17 protein-coding genes are annotated in these 14,253 nt (G+C 65.9%); 6 read left to right on the top strand and 11 right to left on the bottom strand.

Features of this window, described 5'->3' with window-relative positions; translation table 11 throughout:
• Positions 1 to 40 precede the first annotated feature (40 nt).
• Entirely contained in the window at positions 41 to 1,159 is a 1,119-nt protein-coding gene (locus EV647_RS41390; protein WP_202876500.1) for an epoxide hydrolase family protein, read from the top strand.
• A gap of 37 nt (positions 1,160 to 1,196) precedes the next feature.
• On the opposite strand, the gene EV647_RS41385 is transcribed toward EV647_RS41390, so the two are convergent.
• Together EV647_RS41385 and EV647_RS41380 are read right to left on the bottom strand one after the other, a co-directional pair.
• The gene (locus EV647_RS41385) at positions 1,197 to 1,805 is read right to left on the bottom strand and encodes an alpha/beta hydrolase (protein ID WP_134013111.1); all 609 of its coding nucleotides are present in this window, start codon (positions 1,803 to 1,805) and stop codon (positions 1,197 to 1,199) included.
• 243 nt (positions 1,806 to 2,048) lie between these two features.
• A complete protein-coding gene (locus EV647_RS41380) occupies positions 2,049 to 2,444 on the bottom strand; it encodes a MerR family transcriptional regulator (RefSeq protein ID WP_134013109.1) in 396 nt (131 codons plus the stop codon).
• A gap of 55 nt (positions 2,445 to 2,499) precedes the next feature.
• Here EV647_RS41380 and EV647_RS41375 point away from each other — a divergent pair, with 55 nt between their 5' ends.
• Positions 2,500 to 3,414, top strand: coding sequence for an SDR family NAD(P)-dependent oxidoreductase (locus EV647_RS41375; RefSeq protein ID WP_134013295.1), 915 nt, complete (start codon positions 2,500 to 2,502; stop codon positions 3,412 to 3,414).
• 187 nt (positions 3,415 to 3,601) lie between these two features.
• Positions 3,602 to 4,033 (top strand): hypothetical protein, encoded by a 432-nt coding sequence (locus EV647_RS41370; RefSeq protein ID WP_202876499.1) that lies wholly within the window; start codon positions 3,602 to 3,604, stop codon positions 4,031 to 4,033.
• A gap of 213 nt (positions 4,034 to 4,246) precedes the next feature.
• Here the strand turns inward: EV647_RS41370 and EV647_RS41365 are convergent, their stop codons facing one another.
• Entirely contained in the window at positions 4,247 to 5,227 is a 981-nt protein-coding gene (locus EV647_RS41365) for an aldo/keto reductase (protein WP_134013107.1), read from the bottom strand.
• A 33-nt stretch (positions 5,228 to 5,260) separates the two neighbouring features.
• Complete coding sequence (locus tag EV647_RS41360; RefSeq protein WP_166680564.1) at positions 5,261 to 5,665, bottom strand: putative quinol monooxygenase; 405 nt, start codon at positions 5,663 to 5,665, stop codon at positions 5,261 to 5,263.
• Between the two features lie 39 nt (positions 5,666 to 5,704).
• Between EV647_RS41360 and EV647_RS41355 the strand changes: the two genes are divergently transcribed.
• Entirely contained in the window at positions 5,705 to 6,505 is an 801-nt protein-coding gene (locus tag EV647_RS41355; protein ID WP_166680563.1) for an AraC family transcriptional regulator, read from the top strand.
• Positions 6,506 to 6,550: 45 nt separating this feature from the next.
• Here EV647_RS41355 and EV647_RS41350 read toward each other — a convergent pair whose 3' ends face one another.
• Both EV647_RS41350 and EV647_RS41345 read right to left on the bottom strand, forming a co-directional pair.
• Complete coding sequence (locus EV647_RS41350) at positions 6,551 to 7,447, bottom strand: alpha/beta hydrolase (protein WP_134013101.1); 897 nt, start codon at positions 7,445 to 7,447, stop codon at positions 6,551 to 6,553.
• On the bottom strand, positions 7,444 to 8,343 hold the full coding sequence (locus EV647_RS41345; RefSeq protein WP_134013099.1) for an MBL fold metallo-hydrolase: 900 nt from the start codon (positions 8,341 to 8,343) through the stop codon (positions 7,444 to 7,446). Before EV647_RS41345 ends, EV647_RS41350 begins: the two co-directional genes overlap by 4 nt.
• A gap of 103 nt (positions 8,344 to 8,446) precedes the next feature.
• Here EV647_RS41345 and EV647_RS41340 point away from each other — a divergent pair, with 103 nt between their 5' ends.
• Positions 8,447 to 8,776, top strand: a complete 330-nt coding sequence (locus EV647_RS41340; protein WP_134013097.1) for a helix-turn-helix domain-containing protein — start codon at positions 8,447 to 8,449, stop codon at positions 8,774 to 8,776.
• A 98-nt stretch (positions 8,777 to 8,874) separates the two neighbouring features.
• Here EV647_RS41340 and EV647_RS41335 read toward each other — a convergent pair whose 3' ends face one another.
• Positions 8,875 to 9,801, bottom strand: coding sequence for an aldo/keto reductase (locus EV647_RS41335; RefSeq protein ID WP_238177655.1), 927 nt, complete (start codon positions 9,799 to 9,801; stop codon positions 8,875 to 8,877).
• A 163-nt stretch (positions 9,802 to 9,964) separates the two neighbouring features.
• Here EV647_RS41335 and EV647_RS41330 point away from each other — a divergent pair, with 163 nt between their 5' ends.
• Entirely contained in the window at positions 9,965 to 10,477 is a 513-nt protein-coding gene (locus tag EV647_RS41330) for a carbohydrate ABC transporter permease (RefSeq protein ID WP_202876498.1), read from the top strand.
• Positions 10,478 to 10,525: 48 nt separating this feature from the next.
• Here EV647_RS41330 and EV647_RS41325 read toward each other — a convergent pair whose 3' ends face one another.
• From EV647_RS41325 to EV647_RS41310, 4 genes are read right to left on the bottom strand one after another with little or no spacing between them, the layout of a single operon-like run.
• On the bottom strand, positions 10,526 to 11,725 hold the full coding sequence (locus EV647_RS41325) for an ABC transporter permease (RefSeq protein ID WP_134013093.1): 1,200 nt from the start codon (positions 11,723 to 11,725) through the stop codon (positions 10,526 to 10,528).
• Positions 11,722 to 12,435 carry an ABC transporter ATP-binding protein gene (locus EV647_RS41320; RefSeq protein WP_134013091.1) on the bottom strand — a complete coding sequence of 238 codons (714 nt, stop codon included), beginning with the start codon at positions 12,433 to 12,435 and terminating at the stop codon, positions 11,722 to 11,724. Before EV647_RS41320 ends, EV647_RS41325 begins: the two co-directional genes overlap by 4 nt.
• Positions 12,432 to 13,511 carry an efflux RND transporter periplasmic adaptor subunit gene (locus EV647_RS41315; protein WP_134013089.1) on the bottom strand — a complete coding sequence of 360 codons (1,080 nt, stop codon included), beginning with the start codon at positions 13,509 to 13,511 and terminating at the stop codon, positions 12,432 to 12,434. The genes EV647_RS41320 and EV647_RS41315 overlap by 4 nt, the downstream gene beginning before the upstream one ends.
• Positions 13,508 to 14,128 carry a hypothetical protein gene (locus EV647_RS41310; protein WP_134013087.1) on the bottom strand — a complete coding sequence of 207 codons (621 nt, stop codon included), beginning with the start codon at positions 14,126 to 14,128 and terminating at the stop codon, positions 13,508 to 13,510. The genes EV647_RS41315 and EV647_RS41310 overlap by 4 nt, the downstream gene beginning before the upstream one ends.
• Between the last annotated feature and the right edge of the window lie 125 nt (positions 14,129 to 14,253).

Here is a 14,253-nt window from a genome sequence, read left to right as displayed (position 1 = left end):
AGAATCACCCGTGATCCTCGGCAGAGACCTAAGGATGACTATGCAGACCATTAGTCCGTTTCGTATCGACGTTCCTCAGCGTGAACTGGACGACCTTCGGCAGCGGCTGGATCGGGCCAGGTTCACCGAGGAGTTGCCGGATTCCGGGTGGGACTACGGCGTACCGGTGGCCTATGTCCGCGAGCTCGTCGCCCACTGGCGCACGGCGTACGACTGGCGCGCCTGGGAGGCCAGGCTCAACGCCTACCCGCAGTTCACGACAACGATCGACGGACAGCGGATCCATTTCCTGCATGTGCGATCACCGGAACCGGACGCGAGGCCGCTGATCCTCACCCACGGCTGGCCGGGCTCGGTCGCCGAGTTCCTCGACGTGATCGGACCGCTGACCGATCCGCGCGCACATGACGGCGATCCCTCGACGGCATTTCATCTGATCGTCCCTTCGCTGCCGGGATTCGGGTTCTCCGGACCGACAACCGAGCGCGGCTGGGGACCACGCCGGATCGCGGCCGCCTGGGCACAGCTGATGACCCAACTCGGCTACGAGCGCTACTGCGTGGCCGGCAACGACTGGGGAACCTTCGTCTCGCTGGACCTCGGCAGGATCGCGCCGGAGCGAGTCGTCGGTGTCCACGTGACGCAGATCTTCACAGGTCCGGCCGGTGTGCCGGGTGAGCTGGACAACCTCACCCATGACGAGCAGGCCGCACTGGACAACGAGCGGCAGTTCGAGCAGACCATGAGTGCGTACGGCGTACTCCAGACCCAGCAACCGCAGTCGCTCGCGCACGCGCTGGCGGATTCGCAGGTAGGTTTGCTCGGCTGGCACTGCCTGATCTACCGCGGCCGTCTGGACCCCGACTTCATTTTGACCAACGTGATGATCCACTGGCTCACCGGCACCGTCGCCTCGGCGATGCGCATCTACTACGAGTTCGCCCAACAGGACGGTCCCGCCGCCCCGACGACCGTACCGGTCGCTCTGGCCCAGTTCAGCGAGGACACCATGCCGATCCGTCGCTTCGTCCATCGCGACCACAAGAATCTCGTGTCGTGGAACGTCTTCGACCGTCCTGGGCACTTCGCCGCGACCCAGTCGCCGGACCTGTTGATCGCCGACATCCAGAACTTCTTCAAGCACCTGCCCGAGCGCTGAAGACGGGAAACGCTGCTCATCGTAGAGCTCTGCCGGTTCACTTCGATGCAATCCGGTCGAGGAGGAACCGCACCATGGTATCGATGACGTCGCCAAAGTATTGGCTGTTGCCAGGGTAGTGGAATCCATGCTCGGCGTCTTCGTACTCGAGTAGCGTGCACTCGTTGCCAGAGCGCACCATCGCGTCCCGGAACCGCCGCACGGACTCGATCGGCTCGACGTCGTCGCGGGTGCCGTGGTGGATCTGCATCGGCGGGTTCCCTGGTCGCACGAACTCGATCAGTGAGTAGTCGAGTAGCCTGCCCTCATCGATGCCTACCTGCTTTTCGAGGCGGCGCTGCGCGTCCGGCTCGAAGGTCCGCAGATCCAAGCCCGCAGGATTGAGGGCGACCACCGCCGCGACGGCGGGCTCCGACGCCGCAGTAGGCACGTCCGCGGCGGTCATCGCGGCAACAAGCGCGAGATGAGCACCTGCCGAACTGCCACCCGAGGCCAACTGCTGTGCTTCGAGCCCGCGCAACGCGGCCAGCCGCGCGAACTGCTCGACCGCGCGTCGAACATCAGCGATGCAATCGTCGATGCCGGCAGCGCCACGAGACAGCAGCCGGTACCCGGCCGAGACTGCGAAGATTCCGCGCGACGCCAGGTTCCGGCGCGCGGCCGTAGGTCTTCGCCCGGATCGAAGACCAGCAAGGGCAGCTCAGTGCCATCGGCGGCTTGATAGAGCACCGAGGACTCGCGACAGGCCGTACTCGGCGGATGCGTTGGATTGGTTCGGTGCTTCTGCGAAGCCTGTGAGGACGAACTCCCCGGCGAGCTGCCCACGGGGTCGCTCGGTGGTACGCAGCGGGTGCGTAGCGCTGGCTGACGGAGTGCACGTCTCCAGGTGTTACCAAGGGTCTCCGGTCCCCAGTTCCGCGAGATGCCGTTCATAGCTGGCGATCTTGCCATTCACCAGTTCGAGACAATCAAGCAACTGCGCGATCTCTGCGGAGATATGTGAGCTGTGCTCGCGCAACACCTCGAGGCGCTCCGCCTCGTTCCCTTCGCCCCTCCGCACAAGTTCCGCCAGCCGCCGGATATTGGCCAGGGACATCCCGGAAGCCCGAAACTTGATGCAGTTCAAGATCCATTCGACGTCCGACGACCTGTACACCCTCCTGCCGGACCGGTCCCGGCTGATGGTGCCGGCGAGCAGGCCCTCGCGTTCATACAGCCGCAGCGCGTGAACACTCAACCCCGTTCGCTTCGCTACCTCGCCGATGCTCAGCACCTGACCGCTCATTCCTTCACCGTAACCGCTTGACCTAGACCAAGGTCTAGTACCTAGCTTGCTCGGCATGGCTGACAAATCTCATCTCCCCGATCACGACGCGCAGAGCACGGCCGTCGAGGTCATGTCAACGGTGGACCTCGCAGGCCGCTTGGCCTTGGTGACCGGGGGATACTCCGGCCTCGGGTTGGTCGCGACACGCGAGCTTGCCCGTGCCGGCGCACGTGTTGTCGTTCCCGCTCGACGCGCTGAGGCGGCAAAGCGGGCGCTGGACGGCCTCGACGGAATCGAGCTCGACGAGGTGGACCTCGCCGATCTCGCGTCCGTTCGCGCGTTCAGCCAACGGTTTCTGGACCGGCACGACCGGCTGGACCTCCTGATCGCGAACGCCGGGATCATGGCGTGCCCCGAGACGCGCGTCGGTCCGGGGTGGGAAGCGCAGTTCGCGACCAACCACCTAGGACATTACGCCCTGACGTGCTTGCTGTGGCCCGCGCTCCGCTCCGCGGCAGGCGCTCGCGTCGTCTCGGTCGCTTCGGGATGGGACCCGGCCTGGTCCATTCGATGGCGCGACGTTCAGTTCGAGCACGGATACGACAAATGGGCTGCGTACACGCAATCGAAGCTCGCCAACATTCTCTTCGCCCGCCACCTCGACCGGCTGGGTGCCCGGGCCGAGGTCCGTGCCTTTTCTGTCAATCCCGGCTACATACTCACTCCGCTGCAACGGCATTTGGACACCGAAGAGATGGTTGCGGCCGGTTGGATCGACAGCAACGGCGTAGCCACACCAGGATTGTTCAAGACACCCGAACAGGGGGCAGCCACGACGTTGTGGGCAGCCACGTCACCGATGCTCACTGCACACGGCGGCGCGTATTGCGCGGACTGCCGCGTGGTCGACGCCCAGGTCGACGAGGACGAAGCCCGGCGCCTGTGGTCGCTCTCAGAATCCATGACGGGCATCGGCCTGCCCGAGTGATCCCCGCCGGACCACGTCCCTGACCCACAGGCCGTCGTAAAGCAACGACGAGCCAGATGCGCACCGCGTAGCGGACCCACCGGCGGGAACCAATGTCAAGTTGTTGCCAGACGCAATAGTTGCGTACGACGACCTGTAGGCGGTGTCGCGGTCACGGGCAGAGGGGCATGCCAGTTAACTTCTCGAGGTGGGGATCGAATTGCGGCAGCGTTGGGGCGCCCAACCGGTTTGGGTTCGGTGTGCGCTGGTTGTGTATGTGATCGGATTCGTTGAGGGAACTCGCGCGCATGTCGCGGACCTTCTGCGTGGCGGGCTCGGCGCTTATGCCTCGTACGGGCCTGTCGTGCTGCAGGTGTTCTTCATCAGCCTGGTGGTCCTGGATCCGATCGTGGTGGTGCTGGTGGCGCTGGCGCGTCCGAACGGTGTTTGGCTCGGATTGGTCGTGATGGCGATGGATGTGCCGGCGAACGTCTTTGCCAACTGGTCGATGCTGAGACAGGACTGGTGGTCACTGGTACGGCCGGCGGGCATGTTGCCCTTGACGCTGTTCAGCGTGTTCGTGCTGGTCTCGGTGGTCCCGCTGTTGCGTCACTTGTCGGCCTCACCATCAGCTGCATGAGCCGATGGTGGCTGCTCGCCGTGGCAGTCGGCTGAAGTGCCGGGAAGGAGCGCCGGAACGTGAAGGCCTCCGGACCTGGGCCGTCGGCTCGCAGCAGGGTAGTCCCGCAGGTGCTCCAGCGACTCCCATACCGAAAGCGTGTGGCGGGCGGAATTCATTTGGGCCAGCTGGAAGGCGAACCTGCGTCGGCGCAACCCGGGCATAGGGCGCTCGTCAGCCGTTCAGGAACTCCATCATTTGTTCGGGCCAGCGGGTCCCGGCCGGCGCGCCAGGCGGAAACGCGATGTCAAGATCAGCCAAATGTTCGTCTTCGAGCTGCACCGCCAGCGCTTCGACGTTCTCGTCGATACGCTCGGGCCGAGTGGTGCCAGGGATCGGGACGGCTCCCGGACACATCCTCATCACCCAAGCCAGCGCGACCTGAGCCGGGGTCGCGTCAACGGTTCGGGCAAGAGTACGCAACGGACGCAAAAGCTGGCGATTGCGGGCGAAATTCTCACCCTGGAACCTCGGACTAACCCTCCTGAAGTCGTCCGTGTCGAGCTGTTCCACCGAAGCGATCGCGCCCGTCAAGAAGCCCCGTCCCAGGGGGCTGTACGGCACGAACCCAACACCGAGATCTCTCAACGTGGGCAGGACCTCATGCTCAACATCGCGGCTCCACAGCGAGTACTCGCTCTGCACTGCGGTGATCGGGTGTACCGCGTGCGCGCGCCGGATTGTCGCCGGCGAAGCCTCACTGAGCCCCAGATGCCGGACCTTGCCCTCCAACACCAGTTGAGCCATTGCGCCGACGGTTTCCTCGATAGGAACCCGGGGGTCTACCCGGTGCAAGTAGTACAAGTCGATGGTGTCCACACCCAGTCGACGCAGTGAACCCTCCACCGCCAGACGCACCTGTTCCGGTCTGCCGTCGGGAACCCGCCCCGACTCGAGAACCGGCATCGACCCGAACTTGGTAGCGATCTGCACCTCGTCCCACCGACCGGCGAGCGCCTCCCCGATCAGCGTCTCGTTGGTTCCCGAGCCGTAGTGGTCGGACGTATCAAAGAACGTCACCCCGCGCTCAAGCGCCCGCTCCACGGTGGCGAGTGCCTGCTCCCGCCCCACCGACCCGTAGCCGAAGGTCATGCCCATACAGCCCAGACCAACCGCGGAAACGACGAGGTCCTTGCCCAACACACTGCGCTGCATACTTCCCGCCTCCTCAACGTTCGGAAGTCGATGTCACGAAGGATTCGAATCAGACACTTCGGTCGCGAACTGGACCTGCGGTTCACCGGTCAACAATTCCGGCACGCGGGCCAGAAAGGCAGACACATACGGAGTAGCGAAGTGCGCATCGCAGGCGGACCGGTCAACGTAATGCTCGAAGACCAAGAAGACTCCGTCGTCCCCACGGAAAACCTCGTAGCCGACCGCGCCCACCTCCTCCCGCGTCAAGCGCTTCAGCTCGAGAAGCTCCTGCTGAACCTGGCCCACGCGCTCTGGACGCGCCTTCAAGATGGCGAATACTGCTGTCATGGCGACCATGGTTGTCACCACCCGGGAGGATCGATAGGAAAAAGCGGCCATCGGCTGGGGCCGCCCTTCGTCCACGGGCTCGTGCGGCTCAGAGGCGAGACTGAGCATGTCCCGGCCATGTACGGCGAACCAGCTAAAATAGGTGCTATGCGCACGACGTTTGTGCCGGTTGGGCCGGCGCTCGCACGGTGCGTTGATCGGATCTGGACCTGGGAGGGCGACCCGAGCGAGCTGCCCGCGCTGTTGCCCGGCACCGGCGCGGAGTTGATCTTCCATCGAGGTTCGCAGCTCACTGCACATGGTGCAGACAGTCCGGTCTCCCTACCTCGGGCTCACCTGCTGTGTATGCGCCGGGAGCGGTGGAGTTTGACGGCTGATGGAATGGTGGCATTTACCGCCATCCGCCTGCGTGCCGGCGCCCTCGCCTACCTGACTGACCACCCGGTGGAGGACCTGATCGACCGAGCAGTCGACATCAGTGACCTTCTGGGTCCGGCCGGCCGGTACCTCGTCTCCGCGTTGAACGGCACGGGTGATCTCACGGTCCGTGCCGCCAGGGCCGAGCAAGTACTCCGTCGACAGCCGACTCATCGCACAGATCCGCGGATCATGGCTGCCGTTCACCAGCTGTACCGGCAACCGGCTTCGACCTCCCTCAAGGACCTGGCACCGGCGTTGGGCGTCAGCACCCGCCACCTACGCCGAGGATTTGCGGCGGCCGCGGGTGTGTCACCCAAGGAGTTCCAGCGGCTCGTTCGATTCCAACGAGTGATCCGGACGATGCTCCTCAAGTCGCCGACGAGCGCAGCCCCTGTCGCGTTGGCCGCCGGCTACTACGACCAGAGTCACTTCATCAAGGAGTTTCACCGTCTGGCCGGCCAGAGTCCCGGGCGAATGCTGAGCCAGCCTCCGCCACACTTCTATTTGCCGAGCTTGCCGCGACCATAAGTCATCTACCACTGCGGTGCACCGGCGTGGGCAACCCTCCGATGATCATGCGTTCGAGGCTGTGTCGGGCACCATGGTGGCGTCGCCGAGATGACGGCGCAGGAACGTCGCGGCCGCGTCGGCGGCCTGCCCGACGTACGGCTGCACATCGTAGAGATCGATGTGTTGCCTGGCGTCGAGCCAGCGCATCTCCTTCGGTCCGGTCGCGTCTCTGTAGAGCAACTCGGCGAGTTCCGGAGCGCAGTAGTCGTCGGTCCGGCCGTGCACAACCAGCAGCGGGGTCTCGCTGAGCATCGGCGCAGTGCCAAGCGCATCGAAGGTCATGAGCGCGTGGAGCGACCCGTAGGTGACCCGGTTCTCCCAGTGCACCGCCGTCGACCGCTGTGTGCCGTAATAGGCGAACGGCTCGTCACCACGCATCGCCGCGATCGCCCCGCCAGGGGCGACAGCAGGCAACTCGTCGTCATAGCGATCGAGGAACGACTTGAGAGCTTGGCGATAACTGTGGGGGTCACCGGAGCTGAAACGGACAGGGCTGTTGTAGGCGCCCGCGATGCCGACGACCGCACCAATTCTGGGGTCGGTAGCCGCCGCGCGAACCGCGTAACCGCCGCCAAGACAGATCCCGGCCACCGCCACACGGGCCGGGTCCACGGCCGGGTGCCCGGCGAGCAAGCTCACTGCCGCGCGCAGGTCGGCGAGCTTGCCTTGGCTGTCCTCGTGCGCCCGCCGCCCGCTGCTCTCGCCGAAGCCGCGGTGATCGAACGCGAGTGTGGTGAAACCGCGCTCGTGCAACTGTGCGGCGTAGGTCCCGACTACCTGTTCCTTTACACCAGTGAACGGGCCGGTCAGTACGACGGCAGGCGCTGCGTCGCCGGCCACGGCCAGGTTACCGACCAGCTCGAGACCGTCGGCAGTAAAGGTGACACGCTCGGCGCTCACGCCACCACCGTCTCGGTCGGCGCCGTGCCGACGCCACTGTCCACGGCGCCGGCCAGCTCCGCCGCCACCGCATCCGCACCGAGGCCGATCATCCAGGTCAGCGGCGCGTCGGGCAGGAAACGCGTCATCACGACAGTCAACTCCTCGCGTTGCGCGTCGGTCAGCCTCGACGCTCCACCGGCGAGGCGGCCAACCGTCTCCCGCAACATCATGAGGTATCGCCGCTGGTCAGCCAGCATGCCGATGCCTCCTGGCGCGCCGTGACCCGGATACAACGTGGCACCGTCGAGCTCTTCGGCGACGGTGTCCAGCGCCATGAGCCAACTGTCGCCGTGCCCGTCCGCGGTGTAAGGGTGGGTGCCGTTGAAGGCCAGGTCGCCGATGAAAGCACGGTCTTCGAGCATCAGGTAGGAGTCCGCATGGCTCTCCGCCGCGCCGACGGAGTGCATCGTGAACCGCAAACTTCCCAGCTCGACGGTATCCCCCGTCGCCAGCCGTCGGTCCGGGACACGGTGCCCGTCCGGCCATTCGTCGCCGTACACCGGCTGCCACTGCGCGCGCTTCGCGTCGGCGATCTGCGCGATCGTGTCGGCCACACCGGCCGCCGCATACACGGGCACCCCGTCGCCGGCGAGCACCGGCAGGCCGTTGAAGTGATCCGGGTGTGCGTGCCTGACGAATACGCCGAGCAGAGGTTTGTGCAGCGCCTCGATACGGGCGGCGAGGGCACGGATATCGGAAAGCAGCAGGTTCGCGTCGACGAGCACGACTCCTTCGGCCGTCTCGATCAGATAGCTGTTGACGAACAGACCCGCTTCGGCAGCGGAATAGGTGTGAATGCGGTACTGGGACGTGCGTTCGGACATGTCGGCCGCGTTCCTCTCGACGTTTATCATTGGCTGAACGTTAGGTCGCGCACTGCTCGTCGGACAGAAGGCACTTGGCGGTGCCCTTCGACGAGAGCCGGCGGTACAAGCAGATTCGCTTGGGGGGTTGTTGATGGCATTCGTCGTTCCGGATGTGCTCGAGGAGGGCTGCGCGACGCGGCAGGCGCTCGAACGGCTCGCCTCGAAGTGGCGAGTGCTGCTTGTCTACGCGTTGCTCGCTGGTCCTCAGCGGCCCGCTGAGCTGCGTCGCCGGGTCGAAGGGATCACACAGAAGGTCCTGACCGAGACGCTGCGCGGCATGGAGCGGGACGGATTGGTGCAGCGACAAGTGCTGAAGGAGTCGCCCCCACAGCATGTTGAGTACGCGCTGACCGATATCGGCAAGACGCTGCAGGAGCCGCTCGCCGCCATCTGCGCCTGGGCGACGCAAACCAACGCCTGATCGATACGTACGCCGCCGAGCCCGGCGAGCCCCGTCAAGTTCCGCCAAGCCGAGTCGAGCGACGTGCGAGCAGGCAACTGGCGAAGAAGAAGTGTGACTCAGGCGGTCAGTGCGACCACCGCGTTCGTCTCCTCGGCGGTGAGCGGACCCCGCGTCTCGGCCGCGAGGCACTCGGCCAGCTCTTCACGGTTCTTGACCCCGAGTACCACCGTCGCCACCCCGGGCACGCTCAATGCGTAGCGGTGCGCCAAGGCCGCGGGCGTCTCGCCGAGCTCGGCCGCCAGCTTGCGGAACGGCTCGGCCCGCGCGAAGTCCACGGCCGCCGGGTGATCGGTCGGCACGTCCCGGTCGAGCGTCGACGTCAGCGAGCCCGCCGCGACCGCGCGGATCCCGATGACCGCCACCCCATTGCTGTTGGCCAGCCGTCGGATCGCGTCGTTCGCCGGCGGCACGCCGTCGAAGACCCAGAGGTCGCCGACCATGTCCATCGGGTTGACGATGACCTGCGCCGCGTCTGGCCTGGGCGCCTCCCGCAAGGCGTCGAGCACGGTGTCCGGGTGCGCGATAGCGGTGATGCCCCACGCACGGATCAACCCCTCGTCGCGCAGCCGCTCGAACTCGGGCAGCACCTGGTCACGGTAGCGCCGCCAGTCGATTGTCCCCGGCTGTGTCCGGTCGCGCGGGCTCAGATGCGTGTGCAGCAGGAACAGGTCCACGTGGTCCCGCCGCAGCCGGGCGAGGCTGTCGTGCAGACTGCGCCGGATGTCGGCATCGCCGTCCTGCGAATGCACCTTCGTAGTGATCATGACGTCGTCCGACGGGCGCAGCGCCTCGCCCGCTGCCCGCTCCGACTCCGCGTCCGTGCCGTATCCCGGCGCCAGGTCGAGCATGGTGATACCGCCGTCGATCGCGGCGCGGATGGTTGCCACCGCCTCTGCACGGCCGGTGCGGCCCCAGACTCCCGCGATGCCGCCCCCGCCGAGCGTGAGCGCGCTGACGCGCCCCAGTCGCCCGAATTCTCTCATGTCCACGATGAATACTCCTCGAATCGGTCCTCCGATCGACCGTAGAACCTAGAGCGCGGTCTATCTCAAGAGTCGTCCCGATCGCCGCGGCGGACCCGGGCGCCAAGTGAGTCTTGTTCCTAGCTGCGGCTCGCAGCCGCCAAGGGCCGTCAGCATGCCGAGGGTGGGTATCTTCATGATCCTGGCAACGATCATGATTCCCACCCAGCTGCTGATGATCCCGACGTACCTCCTGTTCTCGCGGCTGCGGCTGATCGACAGCCTCGGGGCGGCCATCGTGCCCTGGCTCTCGTCAGCGTTCGGGATCTTCCTGATGCGGCAGTTCTTCCTGTCGCTGCCGAAGGAGCTCGAGGAGTCCGGTCTGATCGACGGCGCGAATCGCTGGCAGGTCTTCTCCCGTATCGTGCTCCCGCTGGCGAAGTCCGCCCTCGCGATCCTGGCGATCTTCACGCTGCTCGGCTCGTGGAACGACCTCGTCTGGCCGCTGATCGCGATCAACAACGACCACGCCTTCACCCTTCAACTCGGCCTGGCGAACTTCCAGGGCACCCGCCGGACCGAGTGGTCCTTGCTGATGGCCGGCAACGTCGTAGCCACGTTGCCCCTCATCCTCTTCTTCCTGATCGCCCAGAAGCAGTTCGTAGCCACCATGACCCTCTCCGGCCTCAAGGGCTGACCCGGCTGGGTCTGCCACGTGGACAGACCCAGCAACTCGAGAGCCCCTTCATGGTGTTGCGAGGGCTTCGGTCGGGGCCAGTCTTGCGGCGCGCATGGCGGGGTAGAGGCCGGCCATCGCGCCGATGACGACCGTTGCGGCCATACCTCCGATACTCGCCCAAGCGGGCACAACCGCTGTCCAGCCTTGGGTTATGGCGTAGAACGTCGTGACTGTCACGCCGAGGACCACGCCTCCGATGCCACCGAGGAGCGAGAGCAACAGTGACTCGGCGAGGAATTGCAGTCGGATCTGCCCTCGGGTGGCGCCAAGGGATCGACGGAGTCCGATCTCCGGGCGGCGCTCCAGGACGGAGATGACCATGGTGTTCGCCACTCCGACGCCGCCGACGAGGAGAGCTACCGCGCCCAGGCCGAGCAACAGCCCGGTGAATGCCTTGTTGGTCGCCTGACGTGCTGCCAGCGCATCCGATGGCCGTGACACCTTTACCTCGTTGGGCGCCTGCGGGTTGGCGGTTTCGGCAAGCACCCCCCGCACCGCCTCGACGGCGGAATCATCGCTGCGTGTGTAGACGGTGGTGGGGTGGCCGTCGAAGCCCAGATAAGACTGGGCCGCCGGCCAACCGATGAGCGCCGCGGAGTCCAGCTCTGGTGCGAGCAGCACCTCGTCGAGGATGCCGACAACGGTGAACCAGATGCCGTCGACGTAGACCTGTATCTCGGTTCCGGCCGAGCCGATGCCTAGTCGATCGGCGGTGCCGGATCCCAGCACGATCGCGGGATAGCGAGCGGTGGCCGCATTGAGCCAGGTCCCGTCCGCGAGCGTCGCGCTCACGGTTTTGAGCAGGTCGAGGTGTGCGGCGCGCACCGAGATGCCTCCTGATTCGACGGATGGGATCTTGTCGTTGCGGTAGACGTTCGTGTCGGAGATGGTGCCGACAGCCGCGACCTGTGTCACGGGGCCGATCCGGGAGATCATCTTGACCGCCTCGGGGGGAAGGCTCGCGGTATCGCCGAACAGAGTCTCGCCGGGGGCCACGGTGAGCAGGTTGGTGCCGAGGGCGGCGAGCTGGCGGTCCAGCTCCGCCCTGCTCGATGATGAGATGCCTACGACGGCGATCATCGCGGCGATACCGATGGCGATGCCCAGAGCGGACAGGAACGCCCGCAGGGGCCGGGTGCGGAGCCCGGAAGCACCGACGCGTACGACGTCGGCTGGACGCAGCCGGGCCGGCGCGAGCGTGCTCATACGATCACCTCGCCGTCACGCATGGACACCTGCCGGGGAAGGCTCGCCGCGATGTCCCGGTCGTGGGTGATGACCATCACTGTCGTGCCGGCGGCGTGCAGCTGTCGCAGAAGCGTCATCACCCCGGCGCCAGACCTGGAGTCGAGGTTGCCGGTCGGTTCATCGGCGAGCAGCAGCGCTGGTTCTCCGACGACCGCACGGGCGATCGCTACCCGTTGCTTTTCCCCGCCGGACAGTTGATGCGGGCGGTGGTCGAGCCTGTCACCCAGGCCTACACGCATCAGCGACGCCGTCGCACGTCGCTTGCGCTCGGCCGACCTCATCCCGGCATAGAGCAGTCCATCAGCGACGTTGTCCACAGCCGACAGGCCGGACGCGAGATGGAACTGCTGGAAAACGAAGCCGATCCGCGTTGCCCGCAAGGCCGACAACTGCCCGTCCGACAGCGTCGCCACCTCATGCCCGTCGATTCGGACCCTGCCGGACGACGGTCGGTCAAGCGTCCCGATCAGGTGCAGCATCGTGGACTTTCCTGAACCGGACGGGCCAACGATCGCGACCATCTCGCCGTAGCCGACGCGCAGGTCAACGGCCCGCACCGCGGTCACCCCACCCGGATATGACTTGGTCACATCAACCAGTTCGACGACCGCCGCGTCCTGTACGGCGGTGCTCATCGCGTCGCGTGCAATGCTCGCCGTTGCGCTCATGCCGGAACCCCTACCGTCATGCCGGCAGTCAGGCCGCTGCCGGAGACCTCGACCCGGCCGCCCGCGAACAGGCCGGTGTCGACGGTCACGATTCGGGTGCTCGTCCCGTCGACGACCTGCACGCCGTAGCCGCCTTCAGCGAGCGCCAGCAAGGCGGCGATCGGGACCGTGAGCACGTTCTTTCGCTGGGCGGCGGTGAAGCCGACCTTGACCGATGCCTCGTCGAGCCCCACGACTGCCTTCGCGTCGCTGATGGCGATGGTGACCTCGATCTTTGTTTCAGGGTCACCCCCGCTGGTGTCACTGGTGTCGATCACAGTGCGAGTTCCGATGATCTTCCCGTTCACGACGGTGCCGCTGGGCACGGTCACCTTGACGCCGCTTCCCTTCTTGGCCAGCCGCTGGTCGGCGACTTCCAACTCGACGACGACCACTCGTGACGTTCCCGTGTAGCTGAGGATGGCGCCGCCGGGCTGGATACTCGCGCCGATGTCGGCCTCGTGGGTGTCGATCCGCGCCTGCCCGTTTGCGTAGGTGACTCGTCCGAGGTCGACTGTGCCCGTCTCGTCCAGTCCGAGGTCGTCCTGCCACTCCTCGACAGCCTCGGCGGTATTGTCGGAGAAGGTCTCGTCGACCGTGAACCCGCGATACCCCAAGGCGTACAGGTTCTTCTCGAACTGCTTGACATCGGGCCCTTCAGTTCCCGACGACAGCGCCCGATAGGCCGGCAAAGACCCATACAAAAGCACGGTTGGCTTGTTGTCGATCCGGTAGAGGACTTGACCCTGCTTGACCACGGTCCCTTCGGCCGCCAGCCCGGTTACCGTTCCACCGGCCTTGGCCAGCACTTTGGTCGTGTCCCCATAGCTGAGATCGCCGCTCTCGGTCTGCGTGTCGACCAACGTCTGCCGGGTCACCTTTGCCGTGGCCGGCGGAAGATCGTCGTTTTGGTTGCCTGCGGCCCCGTCCTTCGACAGCCCGACGCCGGCAGCGGCCGCGGCTGCGCCGGCGATCGCCAACCCCACCAGCGCCACGACGATGACGCGCCCCGTGCGCCTGCGGCCCGCGCGGGTCATCCTGCCCTCCCGGACGTACTGGGCCTGACCATGTATTTCTTGCATGCCTCCTGGGCTGTTTTGAATTCGGCCGAGTTCGGGTCGATCTCACGGGGCAATCCCTGGTTGCCTCCGCCGGCGTCCGGGTCGGGGTACTTGGGAAGCCCGTTCTCACGCATGCACTGGGCGAACTTGCGCATCTGCTCGAGCTGCGCCGGATCGTTCTCCGGCGGCTCGCCGCCGTTCGGCAAGTACTGCTTGCACTTCTGCATCGTCTCCTGGACCGTCTTCGGGTCCACACCTTCCGGACCGATGACTTTCGCGGGACCACCGCTCTTGGACCCGGTGCCGTCGTCGCTTTGTGGGTCCGGCCAGTTCTTGATCCCGTTGTCGCGCATGCACTGCGCGAACTTGAACTCGTCGGCCTTACCACCGGTTCCAGCGCTCGCGCCGGCCGTGGCGCTGCCGCCGGCCGTGGCGACCTCCTTGTCGTGGCCCGTCTGCCCGCACGCGGTAATCAGGAAGAGCAACACGGAGACGAGAGCGAAACCCGGCCACGACATCCTGCGGCTGCGGCGTGCTTGCTGTCGGGGGCCAGCCACTCGGTTCGCGCCGGCCAGATGAGTGTGTTTGATCATGGGACGAGCCTGCTGCCCGCGGCCGCCAACACACATCCGCCCGCTGATGCGTGATCGCTCTATCCAGAGATGTACTTGCGCTCGGCCGGAATGCTCCTCGCGGCGCACGCGCGGCCGTATATCCC

The sequence above is a fragment of the Kribbella sp. VKM Ac-2566 genome, from assembly GCF_004366005.1.
Taxonomy (GTDB): Bacteria; Actinomycetota; Actinomycetes; order Propionibacteriales; family Kribbellaceae; genus Kribbella; species Kribbella pratensis.
Note: the sequence above shows the minus strand (reverse complement) of the source record. Positions and strands in the feature narration are given on the sequence as shown.